The following is a 12,467-nucleotide window of genomic DNA, read 5'->3' on the forward strand; positions in this document are numbered from 1 at the left end:
GACGAGCCGCACCGGCTTCAGACATTCTCGCCACTCGTGCTCGTTATCGCTCACCCACGCTGAAAGCGACATCTATCCCCTGCTAGCACACCCTGCAAATATTGACGCAGCCTAAGGCAAGTGCCTGACAAGAACTGGGCCACGGTAGCGATCGTGGTCAACAAGCCCCTGGACTGCACCTTCGTCCACGCGCTCGTACCGATCGCAACAATTCATCCCCTGATCATGCGACAAATGGGCCGTCTTAGGGAATGGGGAACATCCCTAAGAATTCGAAGGCGACGCCGACAACCCGGGGCATGTCTCTTCGACGACACTGTGCGTCGTCGCCCGGTTACCCTTCACGCACGAGCTCCAGAACTGTCGGCCGAGTCGAGACGACAGACACTTCTCGAAAATGCGCCAGCAGCGCACAGACGAAGGCCGACCTCTTCACGTTCAGCGAATTGAGCAGCTCCTCGTGGGTCAGACGCCCGTGTCGGCGAAGGTGAGCCCAAGCGGTATCGATCATCCACGCGGGGACGAGCTGCGGACCGGAACCCCGGTCCTCGGACCGGATCGTTTCGACCTCGATCCCAGCACGATCGATCGAGACGATCCGGTTGGGCCGTTTCGACGTCAACGTGTAGATGTCGTCGCCCGGCGCCACGACGGCACGGATCCGGTCGAGCAGGCTGTCATCCAATTCGCGCCGTCGCGAGTCACCCATCATCAACCCAACGACAACGCCACGCCGCCGGCGCGCAGCTCGTCGAAGGAGTAGCTGAGCTCCCCTCTGCGGCCGACTGACACGACGTAGCGGTCTTGGCCTTCGGTGATCTCGAATGTGAAGCCGAAGGTGCACATGTACCGGCCGCCCTTGCCCTCCTCGAGGTAGGTGGTGGTCAGCGTCTCCCCCTTGCCGTTCTTGACCGTCACCGGCGTTCCCGAATCGACGTCCGAATATCCGCCGGACCCGGTACACGACGAACCGTCTACCTCGATCGCGGACGAATAGGCGTTCGCATCCTCGTCGTTGAGCGTGAAGCTACCTGTGATGGTCGCCGTCTCCAGCACGTGGAATCCCTCGACGAACTGTGGGCAGAAGTACTGCACGGCAACCTCATCCGCGGGCATTCCCTGCTGCGGGCCACCTTCCTCCAGCTGCCGACATACGCTCTTACCGTGTGCCACAGCATTGGCATCGGAGTTGAACTCGCCGGAGAACCCGTTCTGCCGCAGCGCCGTGAGGTACCGGTCGTCGACAGTCGTCTGATCACGGTTGACGTACAAGAATGCGCCAACGGCCGCTCCCACCACCAGCAAGATTGCCGTTGCTGCCGCGACGGATAGCCATACCCGGCGCCGGCTGGCTGGTGGGGTTGTCGCCGAGGAGCTGTCGTCGCCAGATGATTCCAGCTGCTGCTTACCCAGCGGGTCGAGCGCCTCCACACCGCCGTCACGGATCAGGTCCGTCGGCTGTCCAGCGACGAAGTAGCGGCCCTCATGCCGGCCCGTGGGGTCGGGCAACCATCCCACTCCTGAAGGGGGATTCGGGAAGTCCGTCTGTGCGTACGCCGATTCATGCCAGGTGCCATGGACATTGACGGCACCACACGAGTGACACCGCATCGCGTCGGCCAGGCGCCCGCCACAGAACACACAGAAGCTCATCGTCCACTCACTTCCTGTACACGGTGGTGCCTTCGACACCGAAGAGGGAACTCACGAACTTGGCGAAGCAATCATCGACCCCAAGGTCCTGCGAGTCGCACCATCCGTTCGCCGCGGCTGGGTCGACGTCTGGTAGACCCACTACCGTCACCCACCAGTCCGGTGAGTTGAAAGTCGTCCATTGCCCCGAGGACACCAATCGCACCCCGCGGTATTTTGCGCGCAGGTCGAGATGGTCACGCAGAACGTCGGCACTCGTCAACGTCTTGCCGTCGACAGTCAGACCCGCCTTCTTCGAACTGATCTGCGGCACCCACCGGTTGGCGATCGACCCGGAGACGAATCCGTAGTCGGCATCTCGCAGCTCGCCGAGCACCGCGTCGGCGACGCCGTCGATACTGCCGTGCTCGGGTTCGGCAACCGCTTGCGCGACCATCCTGTCGGCTGCCGCGGCGCGGGCTGTGGATCCCGACTGCTCGCCCGGGTGGAAGACGAGCTTTGGCGCGCCGGAAAACATGGCCGGTGTACGCCAGTACATGCCTGCCGGGAACACCAGCGTGCGGCGCGCGGTCTCACCAGGTTTCATCGTCAACGGCGCAGCCGAGAAATCGAACAATCCTGCGGCGATGTCCCGGTTGCCGTCGGCGACGGTGATTCGCACGGATTCCCCCGCTTCCGTGTTGCCTCCCCCGCACTGCGACAGAAACGCGGCGCCGACCGTCAGTCCCTCGGGCGTAAGGTCAACAGACTCTGCCTGTACCGCCGGCGCGGCCGTGCACTGCGGCACCATGCCGGCAGGATCGACGCCGCCGGTGGGGAACGCCGGCGAAGCTGTTTCTGCCGAGTCGTCGGCCGACGACCGAGTCAACAGCACAGCGACCGTCGCGGCGACAGCCACCACCACGACGACCGCGGCGATCGCACTTCCGACGAGCAAGCCTCGCCGCTTCGGCGCAGCATCACGTGCAGCGTCCTCGTCCTCAGACTCATCGTCAGGAAAGGCCACCACGCCGATGGGAAGCCCGCACTGGCTGCAGAACTTGTAGTTCCAGGCGTTAGCGTGCCCCTGCGGACAGACCACCATCGGTCCCGTCCCGTCGAACTCGCTGTACACCGCTCCCCCAAGCCCTGTGCTGTTTGGCCCGAGCTCTGCCGAAGCCGCCCTGACTTCATGAATGATGCCCCAAACCGCCGACACGACGAATCGGGATGACCCCCCGAATATCAGCGGCGGCTACCACATCTGTCCAATACGTACCGTCTGCCACAGCTGCATCATTCAATCTGCCGTTTCGAGCTTTGACTGTCTCACCACTCACGTATCGGTTGCGCCTGAGACGCAACGATCTGATCCTCGTTTTCCCGTAGTCGAGGCCCGCGGGCGCTGCTACAACTAGAGCGAATACAGCGCGCGTGCCACACACTGCGTTCGACAGTTGGGAAACCGCATGAATCCGCTGAGCGCCGGACTTGGCGTCGCCGCCGGGGCCGCAGTGACCTCCACGCTGATCCTGGCTCCCGCCGCGGCCGCGCAGCCCCAGGACGCGGCCTTCCTCAACAGGCTTCAGAGCGTTGGTATCACCACGTCGAATCCCTATGCGACCGTCATGTACGCGCACGGCGTCTGCCGACAGCTCGACCTCGGTGTCCCGCCTGCCCGAATCGTCGACTTCGTCCTCAGCGACAACCCGTCGTTCGACCGCAAAGGCGCTGGCGACTACGTCGTGCTCGCCTATATGACCTACTGTCCGCCGGCTTGAACGCGACCACGCTCCCGCTACCTTCTTCCCATGACCATCCTGGCCGCGGTGATCGTCGTCGTGACGTTGATCGTCATGACCACCGGCCGCCAGCCCGCGGTGCTGGCGCTGATCTGCGCGCTGGTCGTCGCCGGTTTGGCCGGCATCGCCACCCCGGCCGAGCTGTTCGCCGGGTTGTCCAACGGTGGCGTCATCACCATCGCCGCCATGCTCGTCATCGCCAAGGGTGTGCTCTACACGGGCGTCATCACCCGCGTCACCTACCGCCTACTCAACGGAGTCACCACCGCCACCCAGACGCTCGCCCGGCTCGTCCCGCCCGTCGGCGTCGCGTCAGCGCTCATCAACACCACCCCGATCGTCGCGATGCTCATTCCCGCCGCCAAGGAACTCGAACGCCAGTCCGGCGTCCCGGCCCGCGGCGTGCTGCTGCCCATCGCGCACGCCACCACGCTGGCCGGTTCGGCCACTCTGATCGGCACCAGCTCCAACCTGCTGATCGCCGGCATCGCCGACCCGGCCGGCGTCGAGCTAACCATGTTCAGCTTCGTGCCCATCGCCGTCCCGGTCGCCCTGGTCGGCTGGGCGGTGCTGTTCCTGCTCGCCCCACGGATGCTGCGCGGCGCCACCGAACACAAGGAACGGAAACTGGAGTGGCGGGCCGAGATTCCCGTCGCTCGAGGCTCCAACGCCGTCGGGCGCACCGCCGCTTCCCTCGGTGTGGCCACTACACCCGACTTCGAGCTGCTCGAGATACAGCGCTGGGGTGAAGCCGTCGACGCCGACGAACCGATGCAGGCCGACGACGTGCTGATCTACCGCGCCACCGAATCCGGGGTCCGCACGCTGTGGGCCAGCCCCCGCTTCGGCCAGGCACCCCAGGACCTGTACATGGTGTCCATCTCCACCGACGAGCAGAAGTCCGTGCGCGACCTCGAGGTCGACGACAACATCGAGGTCATCGCCGCCCAGACCACCAAGCTGCTGCGCGACGCCCCCGCCCGACCCGGCGAGATGTGCCTCGTCACCGCCCGCTCGGTCGAGAAGCTCGCCGACAACCCGCTCGTCGGGCTGTGGCAGAAGGTCGCCGGCAAGGCCCCGCAGACCCGCAAAACCTGGATCGCGCTGCTCATCCTGCTGGCCGTCGTCACCTCCGCCGCGCTCAACCTGGCTCCCATCGAACTGATCGCCGTCACCGGCGCCACCCTCATGGTCGTCACCGGCGTGCTGACCCCGCGCTCGGCGGTACGCGCCCTGAACTGGAACATCCTGGCGATCATCGCCGGCTCCGTCGGCCTGGGCGTCATCGTCGTCAACAGCGGCCTCGGCGACATCATCTCCTCGGCGATCCTGTCGCTGTCCACCGGCAGCGCCGCGCTCGTCGTCCTCGTGATCGCCGTCGGCACCACCATCTTGACCAACGTCGTGTCCAACGCCGCCGCCGCGGCCATCCTCACCCCCGTCGCGCTGACCGTCGCCGACACCACCGGCCTGGACCCGATCCTGTTGCTGACGCTGATCGGCACCTGCATCTCGTTCACGTTCATCAACCCGTTCAGCCACCAGTCCAACCTGATGGTGATGAAACCCGGCGGTTACTCCACCGCGACGTTCGTGCGCTTCGGTGTCCCACTGATCCTGGTCTGCGTGGTGACTGCGTTCCTAGTGGGCTGGGGGCTACTTTCCTTGCGTTGAGGCCGCGCCCACGGTGGAGAAGTGCGAGTGGGGCCACCGTGAGTGCGGTATGAACGAGGCATGGACGTAGCGACAGGGTCGTCGGCCGACGCGGATTTTGCCGAAGCAGTGTTGTAAAAACTGCTGCAGCGCATCGAAAAAGGCCAACGCCGAAGGGCGCGGACCGTATCTTGTCTCGCACGCCTGGACCGCCGGACCGATGCTGTACGTCGTCTACACCGCGCCGCCGTCGGACCGGACCTGGGGGCTGGCCCGAGACACCACCGAATCGGTCGTCGATCCCGGTCCGTGGACGAACGACGACGAGGCTGCCCGGTACTACTACCTGGTGGACTTCGAGGAGAACCAACCCTCGACGTCTTTCCGCCGCCCCGGCGACGACGATTCCATCTGGTGGTTCGGCCATCCACGGAACGGCCTGCCCGAGCGGCCCTCCGACCTTCCGAAGCGCGCACGGCATCGAATGACAGCATCACCGAATACCCAGGGCTCCAGCCAAGAAACTCACATCGAGCCACGGCGGTACGGGAACCGCTTCGAGTAGATCGTCAGGCGGACAGGTCGAAGTCCCCCTCGGCCAGACGCCGTGGCGCTCGGCTATCGATCAGTTCGTCACGGTGTTCGGGATGTTTCCAGTAGTGACGCACCAGCCAGTACAGCGCTGCACCTTTCGTAACGTAGAGGGGAAGGCCGCTCACCACTTCCTCCGTGCCCTCGCGCAAGCACAGCACCACCGCCTTTCCGCCTTGATTCGCCTTGGTGATGGACGCGGCATCGCGCACATCGACGACGTCATTCCACTGCACTACACGCGTCTTGAGAACATCGGCGATCTCGATCCTCGTCGGCGTGAACTTGAGATAACCGGAGCCGCCACGGCGTATTCCGGCGGCCAGTGCCACAACAGCGAGCAGGGCGAGTGCCCAAAAGGCCACTGACACCGCGATCTGCATGCCACGAGTTGTGGAAACGTGGAGCTCACCGCGCGACAACAGCACAGCGAACAGCGCTGCCGCCGGTACCAGCACGGCCATCACCACGAAGTAGGCCACGCTGAGGCGTTTGTCCGGCCGGAAAGTCAACCCGGACGAGTCGCTCGATACACGCTGCCGCGCCCCGCCCACCGCCACGGCCAGGTATGCGGCCACCAACAAAAACGGCGTTCCCAACGTCGCCCACCAAACAATCGCGGTGAGGTAGCTGCCCTCCCATACAGCCACCAGCCCTCTGATGACCACGTAGCAGAACGCGACGGCCAAAACGACTTTCACCGAGAGTGCGACTTTGCCGGTTTGTGCCCAGTTCTCCGGCTCGGGGAGTCTCAGTTCGGGCATACGACATCACCGATGAACTTGCCCAACTCGACTCCACCGAAGGCCCCGATCCCGCCGAGGATGATGGCACCGGCCGGTACGGTGACCGGGGCGAATGGACCGCCCAGAGTGCCCGCTGCCGCGCCCAATTCGACGCCGCCCCAGCCCCCACCGCCGCCGGCGACACCGGCGACCAGGGCGATACAACGGTCCTTGCTCGATTCCGCCATCACCATGTCGAAGACGGTGGTGGCTGCGGTCAGTGCGGGACCGCCGAATTTCATCGTCTTGCCGATGTTGTCGAACGATTCGGTGGTGAGCATCGGCAGCGTGCCGCCGCGGGCGACGTGCTTCTCGAGCCCGCCCATTCCGGTGGTGGTAGCGATGGAAAGGTTGTCGATCAGTTCGACGGGAACGGCGCTGTGCCGGCCTTCGGCGGTGGTGTAACCGGCGGACCGGTTGCCGGTCGAATCCATCGACATCGTCAGGTGCGAGCCGTCGGCATACGTGATCGTGGTGTAGTCGCAGTCATTGCCCATGTCGTGCCACGAGCTGGTCCTGGCAATGAAATTCCCCTTCTCGTCGAACTCCTCCATCATGTAAAAGTTCTGCTTGCTGGGGTACTCGAACGGATCCATCTCGGTAGTGACCGCCTTGCTTCCGTCCTGTTTGATCACCGTCGTCACCTCCTCGCCGTACTCATTCACCGAATACTGGACCTCGCGAATGTGCTGCTGCTGATCAGCCGACCTCACGGATTCCTGCGCCATCATGCCAACGGGGTTGCGGGGATCGGGAACCTCATCGGCTGGACGCTGCGCCGTCGGTAGCAGTAGGCGGCCGAGATCGTGCGGACTTTGCCCTACGAGACCGTTCTTCCTGCCTGCCGCCACGATCGCGTTGGCGGTCGCGTCATCGGCGTCGCCGACAGCGATCAGGAGGCGGTTGATCTCGCACTGCTCATCCAGTGCCAGCGCCCGCAGTGTGGCCATCTCGTCCTCTGACACCATTACCGGGTCGATCAGCACCACCCATTGATCGGTGACGTTGAGGGGACCGGCGTCAACCCGATCAGTCTTCGTCAGCAGGGCCGCGCGGGCGCCGCCGAGCGCGCCGGCGCCATCCCTGAGCACGGCCGCCACCGCCGTCGTGTAGGCGGCGAACCGCTGGGCTGCGGCATCGGCACGACCGAACATTTCGTTCGCCGCCTCGTGGGCGGCTCCGGACCATCCGCCGGTTTCTGGCAGCCGGTTGACCGCATCGTCGATCCCCGAAACGGCGGAGCCCACGGACTCACCGCCCGATTGCACTGCACCACCTCCCACAGTCAATGCGTCCGGGTTCCAGCTCTGCAGCGTCGGTCGGGAGGGCAGCACGGTAGTTGATTGTCCCCTAGCTACCGAGCGTCACGGCGCACCAGATGCCGAGGACTCGCCTTCTGAGCGGATGGGCTCGGGCTGGCGGTAGCGCGGGCCGAAGCACCCGATTGATATTGGCGCTGCGCTCAGGGCGGGAAAGTTCGAGTGGAGGTCGCGCTGGCTGCAGTATGAACACAGTTCGTAGTCAGCCCGAGGTGTTGGCGTCGCGCCACGCTTGCCAGATGTCGGGGCGCAGCCGCCCACGGTCGGGTACATCCAGACCGGCAGCACGTGCCCAGGAGCGGACCTCGGCGGTGCTGGGTTCCGGCGCTGCGGCGGTGTCGGTCACGGGGGCGATATCGATTCTGGGTGACAACATACGCTGCAGCGCAGCGGTTTCAGTACTGGACCAGTCATGGGCGGCGGCGAGGAACCGGTAGGTCCATTCTTCAGCGAGAGGACGAGTCTCGCAGAATACGATAGCCACGTTGGGCCAGCGGATCTGCAGTTCCGCCAGCCCGTCTGCGATCACTGCGGGCCGGACGCGGTCGAGCTTGAACAGCTGTGAGTAGCGGTCCTCCACCACAACCGCCGCGCGCGGCAGCGCGGCCAGATCGGCGACCTGGTAGCGCAGCTTGCCGCCGGTGAGGCTGCCGACCAGATCGGCCAGCGATTTGCGTTCCACACTGGCGACCAATTCGCCGTCGACGAGCACGCCGTAGTCTCCGCAAGGCAGCGCCCGCCGCACGGTGGAGACCTGCTGGGTGCTGAACCGATACGGGTAGCGCTCGTGCGCGTCGACGAGGATCTCCAGTTCAGCGATACTGTGCGCGCGGGCGGTGGGGGTGCGCACGTTCGGACGCGCCTGCTTGCGGGTGCGCGGCGCCTGCCAGAACACCGCGTCGCGACCCCGCGCGGTGGTGAACACCAGTTGGGAGCGGTTCTCCCGGGCTCGCTGCGCGATCACATCGATGGCGGCACCGCGGCGCTGGCAGGACCGCAGCGGGAGCCGTTCGACGATCTCGGCATCAGGGGGCCACTCATGCAGACCGACTGGGTGGCAGTACAGCGCCTTGACCCTCGGCCACGTCCCTGAAGTCCGAAACACGAGGTCGCCGCCGGGCAGCGGAACACGCAGCAGGTAGGGCAGCCGGGAGCCCTCATCCGGGTTGAGCGCGATCAACAGCTCGGCCACGGCCACGAGTCTGCCTGAATTGGCGCGCTATGTTGGGCCGCATGGTGCGATTCATCTCGCAGCGGGAGCTACGTAACCAAAATGCCAAGGTCATGGATGCGGTGGCCGGAGGCGAGACTTTCATCGTCACCCGCAACGGGGAGCCGGTGGCCGAGATTCGTCCCATTCAGCCTGTTCGGAAGACGTTCATCAGAAGCCAGGACCTGTCGCGCAACGCTGGCATGGGGGTCCGGACCGACCCGGAAGAATTTCGTCGCGACCTCGATAACGCCGTCGATCAGAGCCTGTAGATGGCGGCAGGACTGCTCGACACCTCGGTGGTGGCTGACCGGCACGACCCGTCAATCGCCGACAAGCTGCCGGACGACATTGCGATTTCCGCCATCACCGCCACTGAGCTGACGGCCGGTCCACTGCTCCACCACACCGGCCGAGGCAGCCAAACGCCAGTCCCGGCTGCAAGAGGTCGAGTCGCTACTCGAGCCAATTCCGTTTAACGGCAGAGCAAGTCGCAGGTACGGCCTGATCGTAGCGGCCGCGATCAGCGCTGGCCGAAAACCGCGCAGCCGCTTCGCGGATCTGCTCATCGCCGCGACCGCACACGCCAACGGCCTGGACCTCTACAGCCGCAACCCGGACGACTTCCAGGGCTTGGCGGACCTGATTCGCGTCGTGGCGGTGTGAGGATTCCTCGGTCTCCCGCTGACGGCGGGTGGTGAGAACTCGTTCTGTCGGTGGGTGCGTGCACGCTGGGCCACAACCACGACATGAAGGGGAGGCCATGTGCTGGCAGTGCGATCACCCGGATAAGACCACCGACGACTACGTGGACGTCCTGCGAAAGACAATCGAAGATCACCGATGGGCAGTGCAGTTCGTCGAATGTGACAAGAGGCCGTTCGCCTACACCGTCGGTCTGCATGAGAGGGGTCTGCCGGAGTTGTTGGTGACGGGTCTGCCGGCGCAGACCTCAGCGAAGCTGCTGAACGTCATCGGTCAGGGAATGGTCGACGACGGTATGGTTCTTCGGCCGGCCGAGCACATCGACTGCGGGGGAAGGTTCCTGCTCGAGGTGGTTGAGGTCGAGCACCCGGACGTCCACCTGACATTCGCCATCAGACTCGGCGGTCCGGACGTGCACGCCTACCAACTCGTGTGGGCCGACGACCGGGGCCGGTGGCCGTGGGATCGCGGGTGGGGCCACGGCCGACGCCGACAACCGGTTCTCGGCGTCCGCGGCTCGAAGCCAGCGTAGCGGCACCGTTGGCGCCGCAACCAAGGCCGGAAAGTTCGGGTAGGCCCCGCCTTGCGCGCTGTCTGAACGGGATTCACCGCACGGGGACGGGCTGCGGCGCCGGGACCATCGCCTCCGCGACGGCATAGGCCCGCCGCAACACCCGAATCTGAAAGTAGGTTGTGACGACGGCCAGCGGCACCCCGGCGACCAGGTCGGCGATGCTCAACCCCACCACGTCGTCGGCGAAGTAGAACGGCAGCTTCGACACCGTGCGGATCGCCGCCGCGGCGGCCATCAACGCCGTCGCCCAGTCATACCCGCGCAGCAACGCCGGATCGGTCCGCCAGTTGCGCCCGGACACCACCGGACCCAGGATCATCCCGATCAAGGGCCGACGAATCACGATGGACACCAGCATGATCGCGCTGAATACACCGGTCTGGATCAGATCCGGCAGGAAGACATCTCCTCCGTCGCCACCGGCCAACGCCATCAGCGCGGACATCGCCACCAGGAGCAGCCCACCGACGGCCGGCGCGACCGGCTGTCCTGCCACCGCCCGCGCCAACACCATCAGCACCGCCATCGCCAACGCTGACATCGTCGCCGCGACCAGATCGACCATCACCAGATACACCACCAGCAAAAGCAGATTCGGCGCGACAGCGTCGAACACCGCCCGCCAATCAGTTCAAGAATCGGTGTCTGCGGCGACGCGATCAACGCCGACAGCGTCTCCCGACTGCGCGTCAGCCCACCCCGGAGCCTGTGTTCTGCCATTGTGGGTATCTCCCTTGCCGGTTCGTTGTCGATGCCCCACCATCGCCACCGCGGCGTCCGCCCAGCAAGGTCGCAGTCATCCAGGGATCGACACGCCCTGGCAGCCAGCTCAGCCCGCAGACAGACTCGCCGTCATGCGAACAACCCCGACGGCGCCGCGACGCGAGCCGACCCGCGGCGAACTGATCTTCCTGCAGCAGTGGCTGCGCGAACCGACCCGCATCGGGGCGGTCGCCCCCAGCTCGCCGCGCCTGGCCGCCGCGACGTCGTGGTGAGCAGCCTGCCGTGGGCGTCGTTCGGCCCCGCACTGCAGCGACGGCTGACCGACGCGGTGACGGCGACGCTCTCCCCCGACAGTGTGTTCGCCACCTTCGCGTACCTGCACGCCCAGCACCTGCCCCAAGCGCAGCGGTTCCGCGCGCCCTGCTGGGCGAACGGTTCGCGGAGGTGACCGTCGGCCAGACCGTCTGGTGCCACCTGCCGCCCGCCTATGTCCTGCAGGCGCGGCGACCGCGGCGACCGCGGCGACCGCGGCGACCGCGGCGACCGCGGCGACCATAGGGGGTCCGACGATCCCTGGCACGCCCGCACAACCGCGGGGACACTGGGCTGATGGATCAGCGACAGTTGGCCGACTTCCTGCGGACTCGCCGCGAAGCCCTGCGCCCCGAGGACGTCGGGCTGCCCGCCGGCCAACGGCGGCGCACCGCCGGGTTGCGCAGGGAGGAAGTGGCCTCGCTGGCGGTGATCTCGACCGACTACTACTGCCGGATGGAGCAGCAGCGCGGCCCGCAGCCGTCCGTCGAGGTGCTGGGGTCGTTGGCTCGGGCGCTGCGGTTGTCGCTGGATGAACGCGACCACCTGTTCCGGCTGGCCGGGCACAACGCTCCCGCCCGGACCCTCGTCGGCGAACAGGTCAGCCAGGCCACCATGCGCATCCTCGACCGGCTCGCCGACACCCCGGCACAGGTGATGTCCGCCCTCGGCGACACGCTGGTGCAGACGCCCGCCGCCCGGGCGCTGCTCGGCGACCAGACCTCCTTTGAGGGCCACGCACGCTGTGTGGCCTACCGCTGGTTCACCGACGACACCTCCCGCGAGCTCTACCCGGCCGAGGACCACCCGGCTATCGGACGCAACTACGTCGCCGCTGCCCGGATGGGCTACGCACGCGACGGCGCCGGGTCCCGAGCGGCCGAGATCGTCGACGACCTGCTGGAGCGCAGCGCCGAGTTCGCCGAACTGTGGGAGCTGCACATCGTCGGCATGGCCCACGAGAACGAGAAGCGGCTGCTCCATCCGAAGCTCGGCCTCCTGGAGGTGCAGTGCCAGATACTGCACGACCCCACCCAGCTGCACACCATGCTGGTGTTCACCGCCGAGCCCGGCTCCTCCAGCCACGCCAAACTGGCCGCGCTGGGCGCCGACCCGCAGTCCTACCTGCGCGACGTCCCGGTCGACGCGCACGCCTGACGG

Annotated in this window: 15 protein-coding genes; 8 read left to right on the plus strand and 7 right to left on the minus strand. The window is 66.0% G+C overall.

What is annotated here, in order from left to right; genetic code table 11:
• Positions 1–334: 334 nt before the first annotated feature.
• Genes J3476_RS07830 through J3476_RS07840 form a run of 3 tightly spaced genes read right to left on the minus strand, consistent with a single transcriptional unit; the run spans position 335 to position 2,767 of the window.
• A complete protein-coding gene (locus J3476_RS07830; RefSeq protein ID WP_286182732.1) occupies positions 335–685 on the minus strand; it encodes a hypothetical protein in 351 nt (116 codons plus the stop codon).
• Between the two features lie 26 nt (positions 686–711).
• Positions 712–1,653 carry a DUF732 domain-containing protein gene (locus J3476_RS07835; RefSeq protein WP_207065932.1) on the minus strand — a complete coding sequence of 314 codons (942 nt, stop codon included), beginning with the start codon at positions 1,651–1,653 and terminating at the stop codon, positions 712–714.
• Between the two features lie 7 nt (positions 1,654–1,660).
• Positions 1,661–2,767, minus strand: a complete 1,107-nt coding sequence (locus J3476_RS07840; protein WP_207065933.1) for a hypothetical protein — start codon at positions 2,765–2,767, stop codon at positions 1,661–1,663.
• A 334-nt stretch (positions 2,768–3,101) separates the two neighbouring features.
• Between J3476_RS07840 and J3476_RS07845 the strand changes: the two genes are divergently transcribed.
• The 3 genes from J3476_RS07845 to J3476_RS07855 all read left to right on the plus strand — a co-directional run bounded on the left by J3476_RS07845 (position 3,102) and on the right by J3476_RS07855 (position 5,652).
• Positions 3,102–3,413 carry a DUF732 domain-containing protein gene (locus tag J3476_RS07845; protein ID WP_207065934.1) on the plus strand — a complete coding sequence of 104 codons (312 nt, stop codon included), beginning with the start codon at positions 3,102–3,104 and terminating at the stop codon, positions 3,411–3,413.
• A gap of 30 nt (positions 3,414–3,443) precedes the next feature.
• A complete protein-coding gene (locus J3476_RS07850) occupies positions 3,444–5,108 on the plus strand; it encodes an SLC13 family permease (RefSeq protein ID WP_207065935.1) in 1,665 nt (554 codons plus the stop codon).
• 199 nt (positions 5,109–5,307) lie between these two features.
• Positions 5,308–5,652, plus strand: a complete 345-nt coding sequence (locus tag J3476_RS07855; protein WP_207065936.1) for a hypothetical protein — start codon at positions 5,308–5,310, stop codon at positions 5,650–5,652.
• A gap of 4 nt (positions 5,653–5,656) precedes the next feature.
• On the opposite strand, the gene J3476_RS07860 is transcribed toward J3476_RS07855, so the two are convergent.
• The 3 genes from J3476_RS07860 to J3476_RS07870 all read right to left on the minus strand — a co-directional run bounded on the left by J3476_RS07860 (position 5,657) and on the right by J3476_RS07870 (position 8,974).
• On the minus strand, positions 5,657–6,442 hold the full coding sequence (locus tag J3476_RS07860) for a hypothetical protein (RefSeq protein ID WP_207065937.1): 786 nt from the start codon (positions 6,440–6,442) through the stop codon (positions 5,657–5,659).
• Positions 6,430–7,710, minus strand: coding sequence for a hypothetical protein (locus J3476_RS07865; RefSeq protein ID WP_286182733.1), 1,281 nt, complete (start codon positions 7,708–7,710; stop codon positions 6,430–6,432). Before J3476_RS07865 ends, J3476_RS07860 begins: the two co-directional genes overlap by 13 nt.
• A 274-nt stretch (positions 7,711–7,984) precedes the next feature.
• Positions 7,985–8,974 (minus strand): ERCC4 domain-containing protein, encoded by a 990-nt coding sequence (locus J3476_RS07870; protein ID WP_207065938.1) that lies wholly within the window; start codon positions 8,972–8,974, stop codon positions 7,985–7,987.
• Positions 8,975–9,015: 41 nt separating this feature from the next.
• On the opposite strand from J3476_RS07870, the gene J3476_RS07875 reads away from it, so the two are divergent.
• Complete coding sequence (locus tag J3476_RS07875; protein ID WP_207065939.1) at positions 9,016–9,264, plus strand: type II toxin-antitoxin system prevent-host-death family antitoxin; 249 nt, start codon at positions 9,016–9,018, stop codon at positions 9,262–9,264.
• Between the two features lie 491 nt (positions 9,265–9,755).
• The gene (locus J3476_RS07880; RefSeq protein WP_207065940.1) at positions 9,756–10,229 is read left to right on the plus strand and encodes a DUF4262 domain-containing protein; all 474 of its coding nucleotides are present in this window, start codon (positions 9,756–9,758) and stop codon (positions 10,227–10,229) included.
• Positions 10,230–10,302: 73 nt separating this feature from the next.
• Here the strand turns inward: J3476_RS07880 and J3476_RS07885 are convergent, their stop codons facing one another.
• Positions 10,303–10,887 carry a DUF3159 domain-containing protein gene (locus tag J3476_RS07885; RefSeq protein WP_207065941.1) on the minus strand — a complete coding sequence of 195 codons (585 nt, stop codon included), beginning with the start codon at positions 10,885–10,887 and terminating at the stop codon, positions 10,303–10,305.
• Positions 10,888–11,125: 238 nt separating this feature from the next.
• On the opposite strand from J3476_RS07885, the gene J3476_RS07890 reads away from it, so the two are divergent.
• The 3 genes from J3476_RS07890 to J3476_RS07900 all read left to right on the plus strand — a co-directional run bounded on the left by J3476_RS07890 (position 11,126) and on the right by J3476_RS07900 (position 12,464).
• Positions 11,126–11,266, plus strand: coding sequence for a hypothetical protein (locus J3476_RS07890; RefSeq protein WP_207065942.1), 141 nt, complete (start codon positions 11,126–11,128; stop codon positions 11,264–11,266).
• Positions 11,263–11,442, plus strand: a complete 180-nt coding sequence (locus tag J3476_RS07895; RefSeq protein WP_207065943.1) for a hypothetical protein — start codon at positions 11,263–11,265, stop codon at positions 11,440–11,442. Before J3476_RS07890 ends, J3476_RS07895 begins: the two co-directional genes overlap by 4 nt.
• Before the next feature lie 161 nt (positions 11,443–11,603).
• Positions 11,604–12,464 (plus strand): helix-turn-helix transcriptional regulator, encoded by an 861-nt coding sequence (locus J3476_RS07900; RefSeq protein WP_207065944.1) that lies wholly within the window; start codon positions 11,604–11,606, stop codon positions 12,462–12,464.
• Positions 12,465–12,467 lie beyond the last annotated feature (3 nt).

The sequence above is a fragment of the Mycobacterium sp. PO1 genome (genome assembly GCF_017312405.1).
Taxonomy (GTDB): domain Bacteria; phylum Actinomycetota; class Actinomycetes; order Mycobacteriales; family Mycobacteriaceae; genus Mycobacterium.